General features: G+C 36.3%; 19 protein-coding genes. 13 read left to right on the forward strand and 6 right to left on the reverse strand.

Going from position 1 to position 24,866, the window contains the following annotated elements; genetic code table 11:
* Position 1 precedes the first annotated feature (1 nt).
* On the reverse strand, positions 2-1,009 hold the full coding sequence (locus GQN54_RS14980) for a formimidoylglutamase (protein ID WP_160634375.1): 1,008 nt from the start codon (positions 1,007-1,009) through the stop codon (positions 2-4).
* The gene (hutI, locus tag GQN54_RS14985) at positions 993-2,234 is read right to left on the reverse strand and encodes an imidazolonepropionase (RefSeq protein WP_160634376.1); all 1,242 of its coding nucleotides are present in this window, start codon (positions 2,232-2,234) and stop codon (positions 993-995) included. The genes GQN54_RS14980 and hutI overlap by 17 nt, the downstream gene beginning before the upstream one ends.
* Positions 2,235-2,348: 114 nt before the next feature.
* Here hutI and aroC point away from each other — a divergent pair, with 114 nt between their 5' ends.
* Genes aroC through GQN54_RS15010 form a run of 5 tightly spaced genes read left to right on the forward strand, consistent with a single transcriptional unit; the run spans position 2,349 to position 10,082 of the window.
* On the forward strand, positions 2,349-3,428 hold the full coding sequence (gene aroC, locus GQN54_RS14990) for a chorismate synthase (protein WP_160634377.1): 1,080 nt from the start codon (positions 2,349-2,351) through the stop codon (positions 3,426-3,428).
* Between the two features lie 8 nt (positions 3,429-3,436).
* Positions 3,437-4,738: a dicarboxylate/amino acid:cation symporter gene (locus GQN54_RS14995; protein WP_160634378.1), complete on the forward strand. Its 1,302-nt coding sequence runs from the start codon at positions 3,437-3,439 to the stop codon at positions 4,736-4,738.
* Positions 4,739-4,751: 13 nt separating this feature from the next.
* Entirely contained in the window at positions 4,752-7,463 is a 2,712-nt protein-coding gene (locus GQN54_RS15000; RefSeq protein ID WP_160634379.1) for an AsmA family protein, read from the forward strand.
* Positions 7,464-7,519: 56 nt separating this feature from the next.
* Positions 7,520-9,529 carry an OmpA family protein gene (locus GQN54_RS15005; RefSeq protein WP_160634380.1) on the forward strand — a complete coding sequence of 670 codons (2,010 nt, stop codon included), beginning with the start codon at positions 7,520-7,522 and terminating at the stop codon, positions 9,527-9,529.
* A gap of 37 nt (positions 9,530-9,566) precedes the next feature.
* Complete coding sequence (locus tag GQN54_RS15010) at positions 9,567-10,082, forward strand: DUF4920 domain-containing protein (RefSeq protein WP_207554925.1); 516 nt, start codon at positions 9,567-9,569, stop codon at positions 10,080-10,082.
* 58 nt (positions 10,083-10,140) lie between these two features.
* Here the strand turns inward: GQN54_RS15010 and fmt are convergent, their stop codons facing one another.
* The 4 genes from fmt to GQN54_RS15030 form a co-directional block, all read right to left on the reverse strand.
* Positions 10,141-11,094 carry a methionyl-tRNA formyltransferase gene (gene fmt / locus GQN54_RS15015; RefSeq protein ID WP_207554926.1) on the reverse strand — a complete coding sequence of 318 codons (954 nt, stop codon included), beginning with the start codon at positions 11,092-11,094 and terminating at the stop codon, positions 10,141-10,143.
* A 2-nt stretch (positions 11,095-11,096) separates the two neighbouring features.
* Positions 11,097-12,440: an MATE family efflux transporter gene (locus GQN54_RS15020; protein WP_160634381.1), complete on the reverse strand. Its 1,344-nt coding sequence runs from the start codon at positions 12,438-12,440 to the stop codon at positions 11,097-11,099.
* Positions 12,430-13,632 carry a class I SAM-dependent rRNA methyltransferase gene (locus tag GQN54_RS15025; protein ID WP_160634382.1) on the reverse strand — a complete coding sequence of 401 codons (1,203 nt, stop codon included), beginning with the start codon at positions 13,630-13,632 and terminating at the stop codon, positions 12,430-12,432. Before GQN54_RS15025 ends, GQN54_RS15020 begins: the two co-directional genes overlap by 11 nt.
* A 398-nt stretch (positions 13,633-14,030) precedes the next feature.
* Positions 14,031-14,450 carry a nucleoside-diphosphate kinase gene (locus tag GQN54_RS15030; protein WP_160634383.1) on the reverse strand — a complete coding sequence of 140 codons (420 nt, stop codon included), beginning with the start codon at positions 14,448-14,450 and terminating at the stop codon, positions 14,031-14,033.
* Positions 14,451-14,858: 408 nt separating this feature from the next.
* Between GQN54_RS15030 and GQN54_RS15035 the strand changes: the two genes are divergently transcribed.
* The 8 genes from GQN54_RS15035 (at position 14,859) to gcvT (ending at position 24,845) form a co-directional block, all read left to right on the forward strand.
* Entirely contained in the window at positions 14,859-16,013 is a 1,155-nt protein-coding gene (locus GQN54_RS15035) for a hypothetical protein (RefSeq protein WP_160634384.1), read from the forward strand.
* The gene (locus GQN54_RS15040) at positions 15,982-16,350 is read left to right on the forward strand and encodes a hypothetical protein (protein WP_160634385.1); all 369 of its coding nucleotides are present in this window, start codon (positions 15,982-15,984) and stop codon (positions 16,348-16,350) included. Before GQN54_RS15035 ends, GQN54_RS15040 begins: the two co-directional genes overlap by 32 nt.
* Before the next feature lie 296 nt (positions 16,351-16,646).
* Positions 16,647-17,777: a hypothetical protein gene (locus tag GQN54_RS15045; protein WP_160634386.1), complete on the forward strand. Its 1,131-nt coding sequence runs from the start codon at positions 16,647-16,649 to the stop codon at positions 17,775-17,777.
* Between the two features lie 351 nt (positions 17,778-18,128).
* Entirely contained in the window at positions 18,129-20,351 is a 2,223-nt protein-coding gene (locus GQN54_RS15050) for a sulfatase-like hydrolase/transferase (RefSeq protein ID WP_160634387.1), read from the forward strand.
* Between the two features lie 172 nt (positions 20,352-20,523).
* The gene (locus GQN54_RS15055; RefSeq protein ID WP_160634388.1) at positions 20,524-21,741 is read left to right on the forward strand and encodes a glycosyltransferase family 4 protein; all 1,218 of its coding nucleotides are present in this window, start codon (positions 20,524-20,526) and stop codon (positions 21,739-21,741) included.
* A gap of 24 nt (positions 21,742-21,765) precedes the next feature.
* Positions 21,766-22,665: a class I SAM-dependent methyltransferase gene (locus tag GQN54_RS15060; RefSeq protein WP_160634389.1), complete on the forward strand. Its 900-nt coding sequence runs from the start codon at positions 21,766-21,768 to the stop codon at positions 22,663-22,665.
* A 9-nt stretch (positions 22,666-22,674) separates the two neighbouring features.
* Positions 22,675-23,772: a glycosyltransferase family 4 protein gene (locus tag GQN54_RS15065; RefSeq protein ID WP_160634390.1), complete on the forward strand. Its 1,098-nt coding sequence runs from the start codon at positions 22,675-22,677 to the stop codon at positions 23,770-23,772.
* Positions 23,769-24,845, forward strand: coding sequence for a glycine cleavage system aminomethyltransferase GcvT (gene gcvT / locus GQN54_RS15070; protein WP_160634391.1), 1,077 nt, complete (start codon positions 23,769-23,771; stop codon positions 24,843-24,845). The genes GQN54_RS15065 and gcvT overlap by 4 nt, the downstream gene beginning before the upstream one ends.
* Positions 24,846-24,866 lie beyond the last annotated feature (21 nt).

Genomic DNA, 24,866 nt, shown 5'->3' on the forward strand with positions numbered 1-24,866 from the left:
CCTAATAGTTCTTTCTAGATTTCACAAAATCAGCAACTAAATAAGCTAGCAGTTTCCCAACTTGATCTGGATGAGCAGAAAGGCTCGGTGCTGCTTCACACAAGTGCAAATAACAAGCATTTGATGATGATCCTGAGTGGTGCACAAACTGTCGAGCATTAGTGACTGAAACGCCACTTGGAGTCTGCGCACTAGATGCAATATTTTCTACAGCATCCAGGTCTACTTCTATACCATATTGACCATCGTTTACCACTCTTAATTCCTTCTCTACTGCGGATATGAAAGCCATGTTTTCTCGAATAAAAATATCCTCAAATGTAGTAAAGGAAACTTTTTTTTCATCCAATGCATTCAACATGTTCTCGGAATTGTAGCCTTCGTGCAGACCAACAATAGCATATTTATTCAAGTAACCTTCTTCAAAAGCATAACTAAATCCATTTCCGCTGTGTCTTCCTTCTAAAGGTCTAAAATCGGCATGTGGATCTATGTTGATGCAATTAATTTTTCCTTTTGGATGGTTAATAGCAGCTGCTTTTATGTTGCTATAACTGTTGTTGTGTCCCCCGCCTATGACGATAGGTATTTTTTTAGCCTGATGAATTGTATTCAATATCTCGGTTAGGATTTGATCGATTTTGGATGTTGCCGCACGTAGGTTACCCAGTTCATTGGAATTAGCAAATCCATTCAAATCTATACTTCCTGCTATCAAACAGTCGCTGCCATTAAAAAAACGGTTGGACTGCATGTTTAAGAATTTCGGTAAAAAGGCCTCCCATGCAGAATGAGCGCCTGCTCTTCCTAAGTTAGCCCTCGGACCAATATCTTCTTTTATGCCCAATGTCACAAATCGGGCAGAAGAAGCATTCATGGCTTCTACTGAAAAGTCCGAAAGAGACTGAATGGTTTCACCAATTTTAGTTTCTCCTGCTCTTTCAGCAGTCAATTGGCGAATATCTTCTGAAGTGATGAGTTGAAATGCCATATTATTGAACTTTTCCATTTAAGATGACAGTTTCTACATGATCAGAACCAAAAGAATAGGGTAGGTATGAATAAGAAGGTATGGGTTTGGTAATGAAAAGATTGGCTACTTTTCCTTTGTCAATGCTACCATAATTTTCACCCAATTCCATTGCAAAAGCACCATTGATTGTTGCAGCATTAATTGCTTCTTCTGGTGTCATTCGCATGTAAATACACGCCAATGAAAGCACAAACGACATTTTCCCGGAAGGAGTAGAACCCGGATTATAATCCGTTGCTAAGGCCACAGGAACACCTGCTTCTATAATTTTACGAGCCGGAGGATAGTGGTCTCTTAAAAAGAAAGGTGCACTTGGCAGCAAGGTGGCGATGGTTGAAGAATTTTTTAAACATTCAATTTCTTCGTCTGTCAGCACCTCTAGGTGGTCCACCGATACAGCATTGTTGGCCACACTCATCTCTATGCCGCCCATGCAGTTAAACTGATTGGTGTGAATCTTAGCTTTTAAGCCGATTTTAGCTCCAGCCTTCACAATTTGATCCGTTTCTTCTGGTGAAAATGCCACCTTCTCACAAAAAGCATCTATATAATCCGCTAAATTTTCTTTTTCGATTATAGGCAGCATTTCATGGATAATTTCATCAATGTATCCTTGATGATTTTCTTTGTACTTCAAAGGGTAGGTGTGAGCTCCAAGGAAAGTTGCTTTGATTTTTAGCGGACTTGTTTCCTTTAATCTTTTGATGACTCTGAGGATCTTTATTTCTGCATCTACCGTCAATCCATAACCACTTTTAATCTCTACAGCTCCTGTACCCATTCGCATAATTTCTTCCAGTCGAGCTGAAGCTTGTTCGAATAATTCCTCTTCTGATGCATCTTGCAATCGTTTGGCTGAATTTAAGATTCCACCGCCATTTGCGGCAATCTCTTCATATCCTAATCCATTTATTTTATCGACAAACTCAGCTTCTCTGCTTCCAGCGTAGACGATATGCGTGTGAGAATCGCACCAGGATGGAAAAACCATTTTGCCTGTTGCATCTAACAGCTGTACATTTTCAAAGTTTCCTGAATAGGGAGTGTTCATTGAACCAAAGTCTTCAATTGTTCCATCCTTAATCTTTACCCAAGCATTCAAAATACTTGATAATTCGCCCATTTCTTTGCCTTTTAAAAGTTGAGAACTGGTTGTGTTTGTTTGAATAAGTTCTTTGATGTTTTGAATTAATATCTCCATTTCTGTCCGTTTCTTTTGAGTTTAGGATTGGTTGTTTACAAATATCCTGATTTTTATTACTGTTGTTGGTAAATAATCCAATAATCACCAATTAGAAATATTATTTTTGTTGACATGCGTGGAAATTCGATTGGTCAATTGTTCAAGTTGCATACGTTTGGAGAGAGTCATGGTGCTGCTATTGGTGGTATTATTGATGGAGTTCCTGCAGGTTTGCAGCTGGATATGGAGGCTATTCAAGTGGATTTGGACCGCCGAAAACCGGGGCAATCTAAAATTACGACGCAGCGTAAAGAGAGCGATCAAGTTCAATTTCTATCAGGTATTTTTGAAGGTAAAACAACAGGAACACCAATAGGCTTCATGATTCCCAATGAAGATCAAAAGTCGAAGGATTATTCCCATGTTAAAGATGTGTATCGTCCGTCTCATGCGGATTATACGTATGACCAAAAATTTGGTGATAGAGATTATAGAGGTGGAGGACGATCATCTGCCAGAGAAACAGCATGTAGAGTAGTGGCAGGAGCAATAGCTAAACAGGTGCTTAAAAAGGAAGGGGTTGTAATTCGTGCTTATGTTTCACAAGTAGAAGATATTCAATTGACCATTCCTGCAGAGCAATTGGATTTTTCTAAAACGGAAAGCAATATTGTTCGTTGTCCTGATTTAGACACTGCAACAAAGATGATTGAACGAATTGAAGCGGTTAGGAAAGAGGGAGACACCGTGGGGGGAGTGGTTTCAGCATTCATTACCGGTGTGCCTTCAGGGTTAGGAGAACCAGTGTTTGATAAATTACATGCTGATTTAGGAAAATCCATGTTGAGCATTAATGCTGTAAAGGGGTTCGAATACGGTTCTGGATTTAACGCTGCAAGTATGAGAGGTTCAGCTCACAATGATATTTTCGAAAAGGAAAACAATCAAGTGACTACCAGAACCAATTTTTCAGGAGGTATACAAGGTGGAATTAGTAATGGCTCACCCATCCATTTTAGAGTCGCTTTTAAGCCGGTAGCCACCATAATGAAAAATCAATCGACCATCGATAAAGATGGGAATCAAGCGGAAGTGCAAGGGAAAGGTCGTCATGATCCTTGTGTGGTACCAAGAGCAGTGGTTATTGTAGAGGCAATGGCTGCTTTGGTCTTAGTCGATCATTTATTAAGAAATAAAACGTCAAAAATTTAAGTTTGAATATGAAGAAATTAGCGCTGCATTGGCAGATATTAATTGGGATGTTTTTAGGAATTATTTATGGATTGTTGGCCTCCAACGCGGGCTTGCAAGCATTTACTTCTGATTGGATCTCCCCTTTTGGAACCATCTTTATAAATATGTTAAAGATGATTGCTGTGCCATTAGTTTTAATTTCTCTGATCAATGGAGTCTCTGGATTAAAAGACATTTCGCAATTGTCATCCATGGGTGGGAAAACCATTGGGATTTATTTGGTAACAACCGTTATTGCGGTCTCTATTGGTTTGGTTGCGGTCAATTTAATTCAACCCGGAAAATCGTTTTCCAAAGAAACAAGAGACCAAATGGTTGTTGAAAATCAGCAAAAAGCAAGTCAAGTAGAGCAAAGTGCAAATGCTCAAAAGGAGAGTGGCCCCCTACAGTTTTTAGTGGATATGGTCCCTTCGAATATATTTGATTCAGCTAGTGACAATGGAAATATGCTCCAAGTCATATTCTTTGCACTGTTGTTTGGTATTGCGCTAATTATGGTTCCTGATCCGACTAAGGTAGAGGGGATTAAGAACTTTTTTGATGGTGCCAATGAGGTCATATTAAAAATGGTAGACATCATTATGTTGTATGCACCAATTGGAGTATTCGCGCTTTTAGGAAACATTATGGTTGATCTTGCCGGAGATAATCCTGCCGCTGCAGCTGAAATACTAAAAGGACTAGCTGTATATGCCATTACTGTGATAATTGGTTTGGCGGTGATGATTTTTGCGGTATATCCTTTGTTTTTAAAGTTTTATGCAAAATTTTCCTACCGTAAGTTTTTCGAAGGATTAGCTCCTGCTCAGTTATTGGCCTTTTCTACCAGTTCCAGTGCTGCCACATTGCCACTCACTATGGAAAGATGTGAAGAAAAGTTAGGTGTTTCTAATAAAGTAGCCTCCTTTGTTTTACCTTTGGGTGCAACGATTAATATGGATGGTACTTCCTGCTACCAAGCAATTGCAGCAGTATTTATTGCTCAAGTTTATGGCATGGATTTGGGATTGTCGGCGCAGTTGACAATTGTAATGACCGCTACATTAGCCTCTATTGGTTCAGCTGCCGTTCCAGGTGCTGGGATTATTATGTTGGCGATTGTATTGGGAGCTGTTGGTGTCCCATTAGAAGGAATTAGCTTGATATTTGCCGTTGATCGACCATTAGACATGTGTAGAACAGTGGTGAACGTAACTGGAGATGCTACTGTAGCTACAATCGTTGCATACACGGAAGGAGAATTGAATCCCAATCCTATTGAAAAATAAATTGAATTAAGACATGAAAAAAGTATTGAAAGTATTAGCAGTAATTGTCGTTTTAATTTTTGCTGCATTGATTGCCATCCCAATTATTTTTAAAGATGACATCGTGAAAATGGTTAAAGATTTGGCCAATGAAAATGTCAATGCTAAAGTAGAATTTGGTGATTTTGACCTCAGTTTGATTAAGAGTTTCCCCAATTTCTATTTTTCTATTCAGGATATTAAAGTTATAGGAGTTGATGAGTTTGATGGATTGGCTTTAGCTGATATCGGCGAGGTGGCTTTAACGGTTGATGTCATGAGTATCATCAATGGCGAGACGATTAAAGTGAAAAAGATAAAGATTGATAGAGCTAATTTGACTGCCAAAGTATTAGCAGACGGTAAAGCAAACTGGGACATAGCTAAAGTTGATACTTCAGCTGCGGAAGAAGTTCCTGAAGAAGTGGTTGAAACAGATACGTCAGGTGGTTTTCAATTGGCTTTGGAGCAATTGCAATTGATCAATTCAACTATTATTTATGATGATGCTACCTTTCCTATGTTCACGGAATTAAGAGATATTAATTTCGAAATGACTGGTGATTTATCTGAAGATCTAACAACTATCACCTTAGATGGTGTAATTGCTAAAGTTACCATAGATTATGACGGTGTCAAATACATTAAAGAGGCTAAATTTACTACTGCTTTGGCAATTGCTGCTGATATGGTTAATTCAAAATATACCATCGATAAGGGAAATATTGCGCTGAATGAACTTGAGTTAGGAATGGAAGGCTGGCTGGCCATGCTGGAAGATGAAAGCCAGGATATGGATTTAAAATTTGCATTAACTAAAACAGATATCAGATCCATTATTTCTTTGATTCCTGCTGAGTTTGCTAAAGACATGGAAGGAATAAAAACTACTGGTAAAGTTCAACTGGATGGATTTTTCAAAGGTAAATACATTGGCGAAAGCTATCCTGCTTTTGGAATGAACCTTTTGATGCAAGATGGTAGTTTCTCATACACGGATTTGCCGGAATCTATTCAGGACATTCAAATAGATACAAAAGTAGCTAGCACCGGAGGCGACCTTGATAATATGGTTGTTGATGTAAATCGTTTTCACTTTTCAATGGCGAATAATCCTTTTGATTTGACGGCTCACATAAAGAATCCAATGACGGATACGTATATCGATGCTGGAGCAAAAGGTAAAATTATCTTGGATAACGTGAAGGATATGATTCCAATGGAGGAAGGAGAGGAGATCGCAGGAACCATCGACATGGATGTTCAGTTGAAAGGAAGAGTATCAACTTTAGAGAAAGAAGATTACGAGAACTTTAATGCGAGTGGAAAGATGTTGGTGAGTCAATTGGTTTACAAAACAACTGCCACAGATTATCCAATAGCTATTAATAACGGAAACTTAGTATTTGATACCAAATCAGCTAGTTTGAAAAGCTTAGATATGATTTTGGGAGGTTCAGACATAGCTATGAATGGACAATTGAGCAATTTTGTTGGGTATGCCCTATCAGATAACCAAACATTAAAAGGTTCACTGAATGTGATTTCAAATAAATTAGATATTACAGAGCTGATGGGTAGTGAAGAAGAGGCCGCATCTTCAGCCGAAACTGTTGCTGAGACTCCGTCAGAAGGTACAACAGCGACTGATACTGCTGCTATGGAAGTAGCATTAATTCCCAAATTTATTGATTTTGTGATGACTGTTGATGTTAAGCAAATGATTTATGATGACATAGATATGAGAAATTTTAAAGGCAGTCTTGGGATAAAGGACCAAAAACTAGACTTCAATAAGGTGGGCTTAGATATCTTGGATGGCCATGTGGCTATGGATGGATATTATGAAACCACCGACTCTTTAAAACCTACTTATGCGATTGACTTTGGTCTAGATAAATTGGATCTGAACAAAACTGCAGTAATGTTTACCACAGTCGATAAGTTGATGCCCCTAGCTAAGAAAACTGTGGGTAAGTTCTCAGCTCAAATGTATTTGCAAGGTGACTTAGATACTAAAATGGAACCCATCTACAATACTGTAAATGGAAAGGGAAAAATTTCGACTGATAACATTGAAATAAAAGATGTAAAAGCTTTAGAGAAAATAGCAGATGCTTTGAAGTATGATAAAATCAGAAAAATGAAGCTGCAGGATGTAAATGTTTCATTTGCGGTTGTAAATGGAAAAGTATTTACTGAACCTTTTGATATTAAATTGGATAAAAGTAAAGTCACCATTGCAGGTAGTAGCTCATTGGATCAAACAATAGATTACACAATGGCATTTGCTATTCCAAGAGAGGAGTTAGGTGGAGAAGCCAATAAAGCAATTGATGGCTTATTATCTCAAGCCAATAAAAATGGATTAAACATTGGAATGAGTGAAACGATTAACATTGATGTTAAAGTGGTGGGTACAATGGATGATCCAAAAATCACTACAGATTTCAAAAAGATGGCCGGTAATGCTGTACAGGATGCAAAGCAGCAAATCAAGGAGGAAATCAATAAAGAAATCGATAAACAGAAAGAAGAACTAGAGCGAAAAGCAAGGGAAGAAGCAGAACGATTGAAAAAGGAAGCTGAAGCAAAAGCAAAAGAAGAGGCAGACAAACTCAAAAAGGAATTGGAAGAAAAAGGAAAAAAGGAAATGGATAAGCTGAAAGAAGATGCAGCTAAAAAGTTGAAAGGATTATTCAAGTAATACTCCATTAAAAGCCTTATTTTTATCGCCTTTTAGAATAATAGAATAGTTGATTGATGGATTTTAAATTCAATTTTAACAGTGTTTACTGTGGGATTTTCGTGTTTTTTATTGGGGTTTTAAATATTCAGACTATTTCTGCCCAATCGGAGAGTTGTGCGGAGCCGAATAAAAAGGCAGTAAAATTATTTGAAAAGGCTGCTCAAGTCCGATTTAAAGGAAGTGAAGCTTATGGCGATTTAGTAGAGGCCACTAAGATTGATGAAAATTATGTAGATGCATTTTTTGTGTTGGCCGACATTAATATGCAGAAATATAAGAACGACCCTTTACGTTATCAAGGAGAGGGAAATAAGGCCTTGAAATATTGGCTAAATGCCATTCAAGCATGTCCTTCCTTTAGAAACTATGAGGTGAGCTATTTGTTGGCAGATCATTATTTTGTGCGGAAACAATACAAAGAAGCACAACCGTTATTGGAGAGTTATGTTAAAAATGCCAATCCCAATAAACGAAATGAATTACCAAAGGCAAAGGAGCGTTTAGAATCGATTAATTCCTATTTGAAGTTGATGGAAGAACCAGTTCCGTTTAATCCAATTCAATTGAAAGGACCAGGTACTGCTGATGATGAATATTTACCAATGTTGTCTCCTGACAATCGCTATTTGTTCTTTACCAGAAAATCTGAGGTTAATGATAGAAATAGCGCTTTTGGACCAAAGATAAAAGAACAATTAACACAAGCTTCTCAAATGACTTTGGACTCTTTTAGCCGTGGAATACCAATGCCACAGCCATTTAACCAAGGAGAATATCAGGGTGGAAACTGTATGTCAGTGGACAATAAAATGATGTTTGTGACTGTGGTACAAATGGAAAATATTCAAGGGAGAGGATTTGCGAATGCAGATATCTATTACTCTGAAATGAAAGATGGACGGTGGACAGACTTGAAAAGTATTGGAGCCAACATTAACGGTAGAACCACTTGGGAAGGTCAGCCGAGTATTTCTGCAGACAATAAAACCTTGTATTTTGCGAGTGCCCGTGGAGAGAATAACTTCGGAGGGATGGATATATATAAAGTGGAGCGAAAGTCAGACGGAAGTTGGTCTAACCCAATCAATTTAGGAGAAAATATTAATACCTCTGGTAATGATAAAAGTCCATTTGTTCATTCTGATTCTTATACCCTTTATTTCGCATCAGATGGTCATGTTGGAGTAGGTGGTTTCGATATATACTATGCTAAAATTGATCAAGAAGGAAATTTTTTGAAGCCGACCAATATTGGTTACCCAATCAATACTGAAAAGGATGAACACGGATTCATTGTAAGTTCTGATGGGAAATATGGCTACTTTTCTTCCAATATGGGAGGCAAAAGTCTTGATATTTATTCTTTCGAATTATATGAGGAAGCTCGTCCTGAGGAGATTATTTTCTTAAGGGGAAAAATTAGTAGTAAATCACCTGACGCTGCTAAGGGAATGACCATTGAATTAAAAAATACGAAAACCAATAAAGTAACGGAAGGGGTGGTTGATGAATCTACCGGAGAATATGTAGCCGTTATTGCAGCCAAAGATAAAGAGCCAGTGATGATGATGGCGAAAAAGGATGGTTATGCCTTTACTTCTCAATACATTGATTCTGATAAGGATGTAATTGGCCGACCTATGAAAATGGGAGATTTAGAGGTGAATCCAATTGAGGAAGGTCAAACTTATCGTATCAATGACATTACTTTTGATACCGATTCTTACTTGTTGAGTCAGAAAGTAATGACGATTTTAGATGAGTTTATAGACTTTCTAGAAAGCAACCCATCGGTGAGTGTTTCTATTCAAGGGCATACCGATAGCAAAGGAGATGCAAAAAGGAATCTAGAATTATCAGAACAAAGAGCAAAAGCCGTAAATGATTATTTGATTATAGAAGGGATAGATCCTGGACGTTTAGCTTACAAAGGTTTTGGTGCATCTAAACCATTAGTTAGCAATGCTACAGAGGAAGGAAGAGCAAAAAATAGACGAACTGAATTTGTGATTCGTTCCAAGTAATCAAATTGCTATATTTGCAAAAATTAAATTTATAAAAATGAAAAAAATGTATTTCGTATTGGTTGGTGCTGCTGCTTTAATGGCATGTTCTCAACCAGAGAAGTCTGGTGAAGCAGTTGAAGATACTGCAATGGCAGATACAACAATTGTTGAAGAAAGCACTGAGACCAATATTTTTGGTGAAAGTATTAATGTGGACGCAGCTATTTCAGTTGAAGAATTAGCAACAATGATGGCTACTGCAGATTCAGTTCCTGCTACTGTTAAAGCTACAGCTACTGATGTTTGTGCGAAGAAAGGTTGTTGGATGAAAGTGGCAATGAATGACAGTACAGAGATGAGAATCACTTTCAAAGATTATGGATTTTTTGTTCCAAAGGATATCGCAGGAAAGCAAATCGTTTTTGAAGGGTTTGCTAAAAAAGAAATTACTTCAGTGGAAGACCTAAAGCATTTTGCTGAAGATGGTGGACAATCTCCTGAAGAAATTGCCAAAATTACAGAACCAGAAGAAGCAATTACTTTTGAAGCTACAGGTGTAGTGATCATGTAATCTCTGATTAACAGATATAACAAAGTCCCGATTGAATTTCAATCGGGACTTTGTTGTTTTATACTAATTCAAACTCGCTAATCTTAAATCCGTTTAGCAATGTTCTTGTTTCCATCGCCTTTTTTCCTTCCAACTGAATTTTATTCAATTGAATAAAGCCTCCTTTTACTGCAATTTTAATTTCCGTTTTATCATCAGTGATAATGGTCCCTACTTCTAGATTATGACGATCTATAATCTTATCGACTTCTTGGATTTTGAAGGTGAGTTTTTTGCCGCCCTCTTTGGCTTGGATTGTACTCCACGCCGCAGGGTAAGGACTTAATCCTCTTATAAAATTGTGAATTTGATCAATGGGTTGCGACCAGTCAATTTTACAATCTGCTTTAAAAATTTTTGGAGCAGCCTTTAACTTTAGGTCTTGTTGTGGTTTTGGATTAGTGGTTCCATTAGCAATAGCTGAGGTAGATTGTACCACTAATCGAGCACCAACTTCCATCAGAATATCGTGTAACTCTCCGGCAGTCATGTTTGGATCAATCGTTACTTTTTCTTGTTCCAATAAATCGCCAGTATCAATTTCATGCTTCAATAAAAAGGTAGAAACTCCAGTTTCTTTCTCTCCATTTATAATGGCCCAATTAATCGGTGCCGCTCCTCTGTATTGCGGCAGGAGAGAAGCATGCAAGTTCATCGTTCCATGCTCTGGCATGTTCCAAACTATTTCTGGCAACATACGGAAAGCCACTACAATTTGGAAATTAGCATTCAACGCTTTTAACTCCTCAATGAACTCAGGGTTCTTAAGATTAGTTGGTTGTAAGGTTTTTAGTTCATATTGATCTGCAAATTGCTTTACTGCAGACTGCATAATTTTCTGACCTCTTCCAGCTGGTTTATCAGGCGAAGTGATTACTCCCACAATATTGAAACCTTCTTCAATCAATGCTTTTAATGGAGCCACTGCAAAATCAGGCGTTCCCATGTATATAATTCTCAAATCTTGTTTCATTGTCAAATTGTTTTTTGTTGCCAATTGTATTTCCATAGATAGATAAAAGAGAAAAGACCCATTCCACCGAAGTAGATAAATTCAGAACACCATACCGTTGCGATAGAGAAGTCGTATTTAACTCCAATCAGGTAGGCTCCATATAAATAGGCAATAATTGTTATCACTTCAATCGCAAGGGAGTGCAACGTATTGCCAGTCCCTGTAACAGCACTAAATAATATATAGGCAATGCTGAACATAAACATTGTGGCTGTGATGACACGCAACACAGGAAGGCATGCGTTTATTAAATCAACATCTTGTGTATACACTGATAAAATTTGAATAGGAAAACTAAGGTTGATTATCATCATTATAACTGTCGCGCTGACACTTAGTATAATAATATTTCTGACCAATTTAAATACATGATTCACACCACCTTCTCCAATAACGTTGGACACTAAAGAGCTGGTTGCTGAGCTAAATCCAAAAAGAGGAATCATCATTACCATGTAGATGCTTCTAACGATATGAGAAATGGCTAATTCTCGTTCGCCCATTTGCTCAATAATCAAAAAAAAGATAAACCATGAACTCAATGAAATGGTATTCTGGAGCATTATAGGACTCGCAATTTTATATGCTCTTTTAAGTGCTGAGAATTCTAATCGGTTGAATTGAAATAATCCGTATTTTTTTAAATCGACGAACTTTAACGTATAAAAAACAAATAGCAGGGATGCTGAAGCCTCAGAAATTACAGAAGCAATGGCGGCTCCCTCTATGCCTAACTCTGGCAGTCCAAAGTTTCCGAATATTAATCCATAATCGAGAAAAACGTTGACAACTGATTGTACCAATGTTATAAAAATCAATATTTTAGTCTTGGTGATTCCTGTAAAGAAAGCCATGAATAACACATTGATATACACAAAAATAATCCCTATAGATCGATAATCGAGATAGGCAATGGCATTTTCAAGAATTCGTGGAGAGGCGGTAAAATTGGACAAAAAAGCTCCAGAACCAAAGCGGAGCAATAGAAACATCACAATTCCCATTCCTACTGAAGCGAAAAGACTAACGTTGAATAGCTTTCCAATGGCCGTAAAATTCTCTTCTCCATTTCGTCGGCCGATAAGAATCTGACAACCCACAGAAAACCCAAAACCCAGCATCACCATTACGAAATAGAAAATACCAGCATTTCCTGCAGCTCCTAGTTCTATTTCTCCTACATGACCCAGAAAAGCTGTATCAGTTACATTCACAATATTCTGTGCGACATTGCTCAAAATAATTGGAAAACTGACCAACCAAATGTTTTTAAAGGATATGGTATTGAGAGCTTTAATCGACATATACAACAAGGCCTTTTAAATAGGCACCTTCAGGATGATACATGCTAACTGGGTGATCAGCTGGTTGTGATAAATGCTCCATCACACGCACATTTCTCCCTGATTCTATCGCTGCTGCCATGATAGTATTATAAAATGTTTGACGATCCACCACTTGGGAGCAAGAGAAAGTAAACAATACACCACCCTTTTTCATCATTTTGAATGCTCTTGCATTTAGTCGTTTATAGCCTTGAATCGCATTGTGAAGCGACTTCTTATTCTTGGCATAAGCTGGAGGATCTAAGATGATTACATCGTAATCTTCTTCACATTTGTTTAAGAAAGTGATGGTATCAGCAACAATGCTTTTATGCTTGATTTTTTTATCAAAATTGATTTCTATATTTCTATCTGTCAGTGTAATTGCTTTTTCAGAACTGTCTAATGAATGCACTTCTTTTGCACCAGCTTCCAATGCATAAACTGAAAATCCACCTGAATAACAGAAGGTGTTCAATAGTTTTTTTCCATTGACGTATTTCTGCAACAATTTTCTATTTTCTCGCTGATCGATGAAGAAACCCGTCTTTTGACCGCTAACCCAATCAATTTCAAAAGACATTCCGTTTTCTTTTACCAATTGTTTGCCTTCGTGCTCACCGATTAAGTATCCATTTTCAATGGTCGCTGCATAATCTGCAGGCAATGTTTCAGCACTTTTGTCGTAGATGGCTTTTAGTTTTCCTTTGGAAGCTTTTACAATCGCTGCAGCGATTTCATTTCGCACTTTGTGCATTCCGATAGAGTGCGCTTGATAAACGGCCACATCTCCGTATACATCTATAATTAATCCACTAAAACCATCACCTTCACCGTGAATTAAACGGTAAGTGGTGGTTTCTTCAGAATCGAATAAACCGATGGTTTTACGGTATTCAATGGCATTTTTAACTTTATCTTCCCAGAACTTTGCCGATGGGGTAACATCTTCAAAACTAAAGATTCGTACGGCAATAGAACCATTGTGGTAGTGTCCTAATGCTAAAAAATTGCCATTATTAGCCACCACTTTTACAATCTCACCATCCATTAAATCTTCTTTATCCTCATCGATTAGAATACGTTCGATGGCACCAGAAAAAATCCACGGGTGTTTACGAATAATTGATGCTTCTTTTTTATGCTTCAGGGTAATGATTGGAATGGCCATCTTGTTTATTTTATGAATTGCAAATTTACCCAAAGCGATAGGATTGGGGGTTAATCAGAATTAAAAAGTAAATACCAATTTCTTAGGTAGAGTTAATAAAGAATCGTTCGCTTCGCTATTTGACGTTAGACCACTTTGCTGTTAGAGGCTAGACTGCTTCGCTAGTAGAGTTTAGATACTAGACATTAGACTATAGATGTTAGATAGTTATTATTGAATTAGTAAGCTATCTTTTTCTTTGTGTACGTTGCGAAATCCTTTGCGCCCTTTGTGGTTAATTAAAGAAGAAGTAAGTTGCTTTGGGTGTATAGTTTAGACTAATTTAATGCTATTGCTGAAAACAAAAAAAGCCCTTTCTCAACAGAGAAAGAGCTTTCAATATTTTTAATTTTCAATGACTAGAAACGCTCTAAACTAGAAAAGAAGAAATTTCCTTCAATTGCAGCATTCTCATCGCTATCTGAACCGTGAACTGCGTTAGCAGAAATAGACTCAGCATATAGTTTACGGATAGTTCCTTCAGCAGCTTCAGCTGGATTAGTAGCACCAATTAAAGTTCTAAAATCAGCAACAGCATTTTCTTTTTCAAGAATAGCAGCAACGATAGGACCATTACTCATGTAATCTACTAATTCGCCGTAGAAAGGACGCTCGCTGTGAACCGCGTAAAACTCACCTGCTTCTTCTTTAGAAAGTTTTGTGTACTTCATTGCAACGATTCTAAATCCTGCTGCATTAATTTTGTCTAAAATTCCACCGATGTAGTTCTTCTCAACTGCATCAGGCTTAATCATTGTAAATGTTCTGTTTGTAGCCATTTTATTGTTATTTATTCTAAATCTATTTGAGGGTGCAAAATTAGATAATCCAATAGATAATAACTAATGTTGGTTGTAAATTAATAAAACGAATTCATGAAAAATGGGTGGGTGAGTTAACTTTTTATATAGAAGCGTTTTAGCTTATAATGTGTTGGTCGGTAGTCGTATTCCAATTTGGAGATCAAACAAAACGCTTCTCCATATTTCGCTAAACATACTCATTTACCAATAGAGGTTGGTTTGAGCACTAAATATGATCTAGCATGCAAGGGATAAACTTTCAATGCATAAAGAACTGATTGATAATATTTTTATTTATTTTCGGGAGTAGGAAATTAAGACGCTTTTTTATTAGATGAATATCAATCATTTTAAGCGACTATTTTACAATGTAATTGCTTATTTATGTTCAAAATTATTGACGTTAAACGTGTCTTAATACTATGTTTTTTAGGTTCACTTTTCAGGATTATATATGGGTTAAGGTATGAGCCATGGTTACTAGCGCCTGATCATTCTGCTTGGGAGTTAATCATAGAAAAAGGTGTTTTTCGTTATGACCACCTTATTCATTATCCACATGAAGGAGGAACAATTCTTGTTTCATTGATTAGTCTCCTAGTTGAATTTGTTACAGACTTTAGCTCACTAGCTATTTCGGCTATCTTAATAGACTTTGTAGTTAGGTTTTTGCAGATTAGTGTTGTGGAGAAGGTGTTCGGGAAATCAATTGGCTTATTGTTCGGTGTTTGGACTATTTTTTCTACGCCAACCATCATTCCTTGGGGAGTATTAAATTTTGGATTACATTCTATTTCAAGTGTTTTTCCTTTTCTACTTATTCTTTTTTTTTCCCAAAAGGAACAAAGTATAAAACAGAACCTGTGCGCTGGAATTTTTCTTGGTTTGACAGTATGGTTTTCGTACAGCAATTTGATATTAATTCCTGCTTTTTTTATTTTCAAACTGTTTGAACCGAATAAAACCAGAAACCTGTTTTATGCACTACTTAGCTTAATAGGAGTGCTTATATTTCATTTAATGGTTCGTGCATTTTTTGATGCAGGATTTCATTTAAGTCAAATAGGATTGATGTCCATACGAGGTGAGTCATTTTCACTGACTGAAATTGATTTTCTTGATAGATTAACTAGCCTTCCGAGAATAATAGCGAATTCAGGGATTGCTTTAGAAGATCCTTTAATCCCTGTAAAGGCAAGTCGTTTAATTTATTACCTCTATGGGGTTTTGTCAATAGTTGGGTTTTATGCCATCTATAAAAGGGAGATAATTAATCAGAGTATTTACTTCATCTGTGGAGTTGTTATATTGTTTCTTTTAAGCTATATTTTTAGTCCATTTTTTCATTTAGAAAAATCGATTCATTTTATTTCTTTTCGACACCTGACGTATATACTCCCTTTAATTGCGTTAATAATTATTAATGGTCTTGCCCCGTTAAAACAGAGGTGGATGGTGATCACATTTTTTGGTTTTCGTTTTTTTTCAATCTATTCAAATGTTTACAATGAGAAAACCACCAGTGGATGTCATCAATAAAAAAGCAATAGGATGGGTTTTAGGAACAAAGTTCGGACACGATCCGCATCAATTAATTGCAATTATTGAAGACAATAAAGCAGAAAGTCAAATGCTTATTCAGGGAATAGGTTGGGGAATTTCTACTGCAATCATGACTAATGATCAGATAAAATTCCAAGATAAGATTAACCAACAAGTAGATTTATTTTTCAAATACCCCATTTCCTATCATGAAGATTTATTAGAAGGAATTGAATTTTCATATAGCGACAAAGTAAAACCGAAGTTGGATCAAGGTCTTATGAATGAAGTTGAAGAGGAAATTAGGAAAAGATCGGCAACTCCATCAAATTAGTTTTTTTAGAATGAGTGATTATCTTTAATCGATGGTTATTATCGGTATTCAATCAATTGGATGGCACCTATTCGATCGGACTTGTAGTCTGTTTGCGTCTATATCAGGATTATCTTCTCCTGATTTTTTAGTTTAGAGATTGAGTTCAACTTCAACCAAAAACATCTAACTATCTTCATTTTTATCCATCAGGTGTTTATACCCTTTTCACTAAAACGGGTATTTGTACTATTTCTTTACGAATTCATAGAGTCTAGCTTTGATCAAAATATTAACTATCAATTAAACTTAAAGCTATGTCAACAAAACACGCAATAGACAATATTCCAGGTCTTAAAAACATTAAAGGAATCTGTTACTCACCAGCACCATCCGATGATGCGCCTGCTCCACCACAAAAATTTTTCGATACAGATTTTACCAATTCTTGTTTCCCGTTACTTTGGGACGATGCAAATAGTGGGAGAGGAGATATTAAGAACCTAGCAAGCATGGGTGTTAATTTTATCCATTTGTACAATTGGAGTGTTCCTCCAGCACCTGGTGCAGCTTTAGGTAGTTATCAACGATCTCATACTACTTTTCTGAAGAAGTGTGGCGATGAAGGGATTAATGTGTTTATTCCTATTTCTAATTACTTTTTAGAGCAAATCCATAGTGGTAATGGTTCAACTGTTAAAACTCAAATTGCAGCAATGGTGAATGAGGCCTATAATGGAGGCACCACTCCTTATGGTGGAGCGGCAATGTGGGGAATTGGAAATGAGTATGATTTAGCTCCCTCGTCTGAATTTGGTGTTGACGATGTGGTGACAGCAATGGAATATTTGGTAGATGCTGAAAAATTACAAAAAATAGAATCCGCTAATTTGCTACCGGTTACATCTCCTGTTTCTTTCGCAGTGCTTAAAGGTGCTAGTGGGCCAGGTATTGAGGGAGTTAAAGCACTAAAGACTGCCATTGAAGCAAGTTCTAAACTTGGTAAATCATTTTGGCAAACACGATTTGTAGCTTCAACAAATCCAAATAACAGTGGGTCTTTTGTTAATAATTACATTGCCAATACATTCCCTCAAGCTTTTCCTGATACTTATTTTTTCTTTTCAGAAATGGGAATAGATATTTTGGCAGGCTCATCTGTCACCACAGAAAAAGAGCAAGCTGATTACGTTTTGGATCAATTGAACAATACCTCTCCAAGTGGAAATTTTGTAGGTCGTTGCGTGTTCCAATTTTTAGATCAAACTGCTATGAAATCCGGATCTCAGGCAACATTTGGTATGAATAAGTTTTCAGGTAATTCAACTGAAGGAATCATTCAACCTCAAAATTATGTACCAGGTGGAGGAGCTTCTTACAAGGTGGATACTCTTACAAAAAAACCATTATATAATTCGGTAATGTCTTCCTATAATCCATTGAAATAGATCTTATTTGCTTTGATAATGTTTGGCCCTACAAGTACAAATACTTGTAGGGCTTTTTAATAGTGTTAAATCTGTTTTATCAACACAATTGAATGGTAATTTGACAATTAAAAAGACTTCTCAATACAATGGGGATATATAGTATCATAGTCAAACCAGTTTAAAGGTTTTCGATCAGGAAAAAAGTGAGTCATTTATAGCTATCATGTATGCTTTTGTAGTTATTAGCTAGATGGGCAAGTTTAGTTATCTTTGTCCCCTTGTTTTAAAAATTAAAAGGCCAGGATACTCTTATTTTGGCATTTTTCAGTTTTTAGACTTTCTATACCACACAACTTTTAGTTAAAATAAATGATTGAGAGAATTACTTTTTTTATAGATCAGTTTGGAGATAATTATAATCTATTCTATATCCTTTTGTTCTACACAGCTTTTCTATTTCTGAATGCTAGTATTTCTTCCAAAATAGTTCGGTCCATCACTGCAATAACTACCTCATTATTCCTGATTCTGCAACTTTCTTCGCTTTACATCACACAAACCTTTATTGGTTATCAATTTTTTGTGCACTTCAATGTTAGGGGAGTTCAGGGTTTTAAAGGATTTTTCATTGCTCACATTAGTCTTGCTGTTGTCCTTTTTATTTTTTCAGTCTACACTTATATTCAATCAAATAATTGGTTAAGAAAGTTGAAAATTAAGTACTTAAAATTATACGCAATCCTTTTGTCGATTGTATTATTGTTTATAGTGCTAAATAAAAGTAGTTTTTTAACAGATAGCAAACCCTTACTTTCTATATTAAAGGCAAGAGAAAGTTCATTTGCTGAAGTCATGAAGAAAAATGACTTTCAAGGTTATATCACACCCGACCAAACCATAGCCAAACAAGGTAAGAATATTATTATTATTTCCATGGAATCTTTGGAAATGGGATTTCTTAAAGGAAAATTCGCTTCTTTAACACCGAATCTTCAACGTTTGATGAAGTATTGGAATTTCTATCCTGTACAACAAAATTTTGGCAGTGAGTGGACTAGTGGGTCACTTTATACCTATTTAACGGGGTTTCCGGCTTTTTTTGGAGGACACGCTAACGAAATTTTTGAGACCGCATATAAGTCTGACATCAATAGCATTACTTATGCTTTAGAGAAGGCAGATTATACAATGACCTATATGAATGGGGATGCTAATCACTCTGGTGTAAAAGAAATACTCAACACTTTAAATATCGATAAAGTAATAGATCGACAGAATAGTGAGGGTAACCATACGTTTAGTTTTTATGGGTTGCGAGATAAGGATTTGTTTGATTTAGCTAAAAATGAAGTGAAGGAATTAAAGCAAGAAGAGGAGCCATTTGCCTTGATTATTTCAACCACAGACACCCATTTTCCAAACGGGATTTATGATGATCGATTTGAAGGTATAATTGGAGAAAAGGACTCAGAATTAGAGTTTATGGTAGCTGCTTTGGATTACATGATTGCTGAATTTATAGATTTTTTGGAGGAAGAAGGAGTTTTAGAAAATACGGTGGTATATCTATTTCCTGATCACCTAAAGATGGGTAATCCCAGAATGTTTAATGGAACAGGAAAAAGGGAATTGTATTTAATAACTAACGCTTCAAAGAGAAAATTGAAGATTGATACCACAAATGAACTTTACCAAATTGATTTACCAAGAATTATTCTAAATGGAGCAGAGGTTGAGAATAATTTAAAGTTTCTTTCTGATTATATTCCTCATGATGAGGATAAAAATGAATATTTAAAAAGAAATGTGGATTTAATCACTCAAATCAATACAAATGGAATTTATCGATATGGAGACAAGTCAACGCATAAAATATCAGAACGGTATGAAGAATATAAGAAAGATACAATGCGATTTATCGCTCATGCAGGAGGGAAGATAAACGGATATTTTTATACCAATTCTAAAGAAGCTTTAGATCAATCTTATAAAAAGGGATTTAGGATGTTTGAATTGGATTTCTTAAAAACTTCGGATAACAAATTCGTTGCAGCTCATGACTGGGAGAGCTGGGCAAAACATGCCAAGTACACTGGAACTATTCCTCCTACACATTCAGAATTTCTAGCTCACCCCATTTATGATATTTTTACTCCTTTAGATATGGATAGTGTGAACTTATGGTTTCAAAATCACCCTGAAGCTATTTTGGTTAGCGATAAGGTTAACGAACCATTAGCATTTTCTAGTCTTTTTATTGATCGATCTCGCTTAATTATGGAGTTGTTTGATTCTACATCTGTAAGTGAAGGATTAAAAGCAGGACTACTTTCGGTAATGCCCTCCCAAACCGTCGTACAAAACTTGAAATTAGAAGATGTTATAAAATGGAAGCAAGCAGGAATTAGGTATGCTGCGGTTTCAAGAAAATTTATACTCTCAAATGAGAAATTATTAGAAGAGTTAAGAAAGAATGAAATTAAAGTATATGTATACAATGTTAATCAGGAATATGACAAGGATGAAGACTTTGTCGCAAAATTTGAATTAGACTATGTTTTCGGGATGTACGCCGACAAATGGAGTTTTTAACGTGAAGGCATGCCAAGTTTTTGTAGCCGTTTAAAAGGGATAGTTTTATTTTAGATGCAATTCATAATGGACTGCACTTTTCATTTTCTGATTAATTCTATATACCTCCATATTATTTTACTTTCAGATTCCTTCTAGAATTCTATCTTTGTAGGCTTTAAAACCTTATTCGTTGGCTCATAAACGCGTTTTATATATTTCATATGATGGATTAACCGATCCGCTAGGTCAATCTCAGATTATTCCCTATTTATCAGGACTCTCTAACAAAGGCTACCGAATTACGATTTTGAGCAACGAAAAGCCACAAAATTATCATGAGAATAAAGCGGTAGTGGAAGAGAAGTTAGAAGCCGCCAACATTCAGTGGAAATTTACCTTTTATTCCAATAAACCTCCAGTTGTATCTACAGCTTTTGGCGTTAGACGTATGCGAAAAATGGCTTTTCATTTGGCTAAAAAACAGTCTTTTGATATTATTCATTGTCGTTCTATTTTAGCAACTATGGTAGGCGATAGTGTCCGTAAAAAGTTGGGTGGAAAACTCATTTTTGATATCAGAGGATTTTGGGCAGACGAGCGGGTTGAAGGTGGTTTATGGAAATTGGATAATAAATTGTACAACGCCATTTACACCTATTTTAAAAAGAAGGAAAAGGAATTTTTTAAAACAGCAGATGCAGTTATTACCTTGACAGAGAACGCTAAAAATCATGTTTTAGAGCACTTCAAAACCAAGGAGAATTTCCAAGTAGTCCCATGTGCGGTAGATTTGGATCATTTTAACCCCGATCATTTAAATCAGACACTGATAAGTGATTTGAAAACCAAATGGGGGGTACAACCAGATGATTTTGTTTTGAGTTATGTAGGCTCGTTAGGAACACGATACCGTTTAAAGGAAATGTTGCAGTTTTTTAAGCACTTACTTACTTTAGAGCCTAAGTCTAAGTTTTTATTTATTACCAAAAGTGATACTTCTCAGATTTATAAATATTGCGATGAACTAAAAATTAATACCAATAAAATCATAATTGATAGTTGCTCGTATGGAGAAATACCCAATTATATCGCTGTTAGTCAGGCATCCATTTTTTTTATTGTAACTTCATTTTCTGGAAAGGCAGTCAGTCCAACCAAGCAAGGCGAAATTATGAGCTTAGGTCTGCCTATAGTATGCAATGCAAATTTGGGTGATTCGGATACGATTTTAAAGGAAACAAATACTGGAATTGTTCCTCCAGATTATTCAGATCAATCTTTAAAAAACAGTGCAGAAGAGTTGTTGAGTTTTACTACTAATGCAGCAACTATTCGTGCAGCAGCCAACGAATACTTTGCTCTTGACAAAGCAGTGGAAAAGTATCATTCAGTTTATAAAAATCTTTAGTTTTTTTGCACCAAATTCATCCCTATGGTTCCCTACAATCGGCAAGCTGAAACAACCAAAGAAATTAATGGAAAACCCATTGCCTGTTTCGGAGCAGGGACAGAAAATATAGATACTGTTACAGTTGCTTCTTTTGGAGATGAATGGCTCAAGTTTGACGCTTTTTCAGCAGAAGAAATCAAAAATGCTGGAGACCAGTATTTCGATATTGTTAGTAGTAAAATGTTGAATTCTAGTTCTAAAGTGCTGGATTTAGGTTGTGGGTCAGGACGATGGACCAAATACATGGCCGACAAAGCAGGTTTTATAGAAGCAGTAGATCCAAGTGAGGCTGTTTTTAGTGCTGCGGCTGTTTATGGCGATTTGCCGAACGTTCGTTTTTCTCAAGCAGGCGTTGATACGATTCCTTTTGCAGATGAAAGTTTTGATTTTGTGATTTCATTAGGTGTTTTGCACCATATACCTGATACTGCAAAGGCCTTGGCAACGCTAATGAAGAAGGTTAAAACAGGTGGCTTCGCCTTAATTTATTTGTATTACGCATTAGATAATCGAGGGTTTTTATACCGATTAATATTTAATCTAAGCACATTAATTCGTAGAGTCGTTTCAGCACTTCCTAAAGGATTGAAACACTTTGTGTGCGATTTGTTAGCTATTTTTATTTATTTACCTTTTGTCGGACTTTCAAAATTGGTCAAAGCGCTGATACCAGGGAAAATGTATATGAAAATACCTTTGGCCTATTACCGCGATAAAAGTTGGAATATCATCCGAAATGATGCATTGGATCGCTTTGGAACACCATTGGAACAACGCTTTTCCAAGCAACAGATTACTGATATGCTAGAGCTAGCAGGAATGCATAATTTTCAATTTTCTGAAGGGGAGCCCTATTGGCATGTCGTAGCTCAGAAAAAGTAATAGACAGTTATGAGAAAAAGAGTATTGTTTATCGCAAATCATCGTTTGGATCGGTCGCCTGGTCAGCGATTTCGCTTTGAACAGTATTTAGATTTTTTAAAAGCAAATGGATACGATTGGGAACTGTCAAATATCATTTCAGAAAAAGACGATAAAATACTTTATCAGAAAGGAAAGTATTTTCAAAAAGCATTAATCGCTTTTAAATCGTGGTGGAAACGATGGAAAGATGCCAAAAGAGCAGATGATTTCGATCTTATTTTTGTGTTTAGAGAAGCATTGTTAACTGGAAGTTCCTATTTTGAAAAGCGATTTGGACAATCAAAAGCAAAAGTTATTTTTGACTTTGATGATGCTATATGGTTACCTAATGTATCAGCTGGAAATAAAGCGCTTCAAATATTAAAGAAGCCGTCCAAAACCGAATCTATCATTGGATTTGCAGATATGGTTTTTGCAGGAAACCCATACTTGGCCAAATTTGCAAAACATTACTGTCGGAATGTAAAAGTGATTCCAACAACGATAGACACGGCGTATCACATCCGGAAGAGCCAAAACCCTTCAGATCGGATATGCATAGGTTGGACAGGAACTCAAACGACTTTGAAATACTTGGACCCATTGAAACCAATATTTATTGAGCTACAGAAAAAGTATGGTCGCAAAATTTATTTTAAAATCATTTGTGATCAACCATGGAGTCTTGAAGGAATTGATTTGGTCAATGAAAAGTGGAATAAGACCAAAGAAATTGATCAGTTGAATACCATTGATATAGGTGTAATGCCTTTGACCGAAGATGCTTGGAGTTTAGGGAAGTGTGGATTCAAAGGTTTGCAATACATGGCCATGGAATCAGCTGCTATTTTATCACCTGTTGGTGTAAATAAAGAAATTATAGAACACGAAAAGAACGGCTTTTTAGCAGAAACTTCAGAAGATTGGATGAGAACATTATCTTTGCTCATCGAAAATGAAGATTTGAGAAATCAGATAGGTAAAGAAGCACGGAAAACGATAGAACAACGCTACTCTGTTAAGGCTTATCAACTGAATTACTTAAATTATTTTAATGAACTAACTGAACAAAAAATAGATAAATGAAGACAACAGCTTTAACACAAAAACACATAGAATTAGGAGCTAAGATGGTTCCTTTTGCAGGATATAATATGCCATTACAGTATACTGGGCTGACAGATGAGCATTTAGCAGTAAGAAATAGTGTAGGCGTTTTCGACGTGTCTCACATGGGAGAATTTATTGTAAGAGGAAGTGGAGCGTTAGAGTTGATCCAAAAAATTTCTACTAACGATGCGGCTAAGTTAGTACCTGGTAAAGTACAGTATTCATGCATGCCCAATGGGAAAGGTGGAATAGTAGATGATTTATTGATCTATATGTTAAGCGATGATAGCTATTTGCTAGTCGTAAATGCTTCTAACATTGAGAAAGATTGGCAGTGGATTTCGGCTCAAAATACTTTTGGAGCAGAAATGATTGATATTTCAGAAAAAACTACATTGTTGGCCGTTCAAGGTCCTAAAGCAGCAGCAGCTCTGCAGTCATTGACGGATATTAATCTGTCTGAAATGGTCTATTACACCTTTGAGCGTGGAAAGTTCGCAGGTTGTGATAATGTCATTGTTTCAGCAACAGGATATACAGGTTCGGGTGGTTTTGAGTTATATTTTGATAACGAACATGCAGATAAGGTTTGGGACGCCATTTTTAAAGCAGGTGCCGGAGAAGGAATTGTGCCAGCAGGATTAGGTTGTAGAGATACTTTAAGACTAGAAAAAGGTTTTTGCCTATATGGTAATGATATCGACGATACCACTTCTCCGATAGAAGCAGGTTTAGGATGGGTAACTAAGTTCACCAAAGACTTTATCGATGCAGAAACATTTAAAAAGCAAAAAGAAGAAGGCGTTGCTAGGAAATTAGTAGGCTTTAAAATGGAAGATAGGGGAATTCCTCGTCAGCATTATAAGGTAATGGACGCTGATGGAAATGAGATTGGTGAAGTAACATCGGGAACGAGCTCTCCTTCATTGAAAGTTGGTTTGGGTTTAGCTTATGTTAAGACTGAATTTGCAAAGGCCGATACAGAAATCTATATTGACATCAGAAATAAGGCAGCTAAAGCGGTAGTTACCAAAACTCCATTTTTATAAATAGAATTTAAATTTTTAGCG

The sequence above is a fragment of the Acidiluteibacter ferrifornacis genome, from assembly GCF_009909615.1.
Classification (GTDB): domain Bacteria; phylum Bacteroidota; class Bacteroidia; order Flavobacteriales_E; family Vicingaceae; genus Acidiluteibacter; species Acidiluteibacter ferrifornacis.

Bases quoted from the DNA above. Each gene is read 5' to 3' on its own strand.
- GQN54_RS14980 (WP_160634375.1), bottom strand. From the start codon at position 1,009: ATGGAAAAGTTCAATAATATGGCATTTCAACTCATCACTTCAGAAGAT.
- hutI (WP_160634376.1), bottom strand. From the start codon at position 2,234: ATGGAGATATTAATTCAAAACATCAAAGAACTTATTCAAACAAACACA.
- aroC (WP_160634377.1), top strand. From the start codon at position 2,349: ATGCGTGGAAATTCGATTGGTCAATTGTTCAAGTTGCATACGTTTGGA.
- GQN54_RS14995 (WP_160634378.1), top strand. From the start codon at position 3,437: ATGAAGAAATTAGCGCTGCATTGGCAGATATTAATTGGGATGTTTTTA.
- GQN54_RS15000 (WP_160634379.1), top strand. From the start codon at position 4,752: ATGAAAAAAGTATTGAAAGTATTAGCAGTAATTGTCGTTTTAATTTTT.
- GQN54_RS15005 (WP_160634380.1), top strand. From the start codon at position 7,520: ATGGATTTTAAATTCAATTTTAACAGTGTTTACTGTGGGATTTTCGTG.
- GQN54_RS15010 (WP_207554925.1), top strand. From the start codon at position 9,567: ATGAAAAAAATGTATTTCGTATTGGTTGGTGCTGCTGCTTTAATGGCA.
- fmt (WP_207554926.1), bottom strand. From the start codon at position 11,094: ATGAAACAAGATTTGAGAATTATATACATGGGAACGCCTGATTTTGCA.
- GQN54_RS15020 (WP_160634381.1), bottom strand. From the start codon at position 12,440: ATGTCGATTAAAGCTCTCAATACCATATCCTTTAAAAACATTTGGTTG.
- GQN54_RS15025 (WP_160634382.1), bottom strand. From the start codon at position 13,632: ATGGCCATTCCAATCATTACCCTGAAGCATAAAAAAGAAGCATCAATT.
- GQN54_RS15030 (WP_160634383.1), bottom strand. From the start codon at position 14,450: ATGGCTACAAACAGAACATTTACAATGATTAAGCCTGATGCAGTTGAG.
- GQN54_RS15035 (WP_160634384.1), top strand. From the start codon at position 14,859: ATGTTCAAAATTATTGACGTTAAACGTGTCTTAATACTATGTTTTTTA.
- GQN54_RS15040 (WP_160634385.1), top strand. From the start codon at position 15,982: ATGAGAAAACCACCAGTGGATGTCATCAATAAAAAAGCAATAGGATGG.
- GQN54_RS15045 (WP_160634386.1), top strand. From the start codon at position 16,647: ATGTCAACAAAACACGCAATAGACAATATTCCAGGTCTTAAAAACATT.
- GQN54_RS15050 (WP_160634387.1), top strand. From the start codon at position 18,129: ATGATTGAGAGAATTACTTTTTTTATAGATCAGTTTGGAGATAATTAT.
- GQN54_RS15060 (WP_160634389.1), top strand. From the start codon at position 21,766: ATGGTTCCCTACAATCGGCAAGCTGAAACAACCAAAGAAATTAATGGA.
- GQN54_RS15065 (WP_160634390.1), top strand. From the start codon at position 22,675: ATGAGAAAAAGAGTATTGTTTATCGCAAATCATCGTTTGGATCGGTCG.
- gcvT (WP_160634391.1), top strand. From the start codon at position 23,769: ATGAAGACAACAGCTTTAACACAAAAACACATAGAATTAGGAGCTAAG.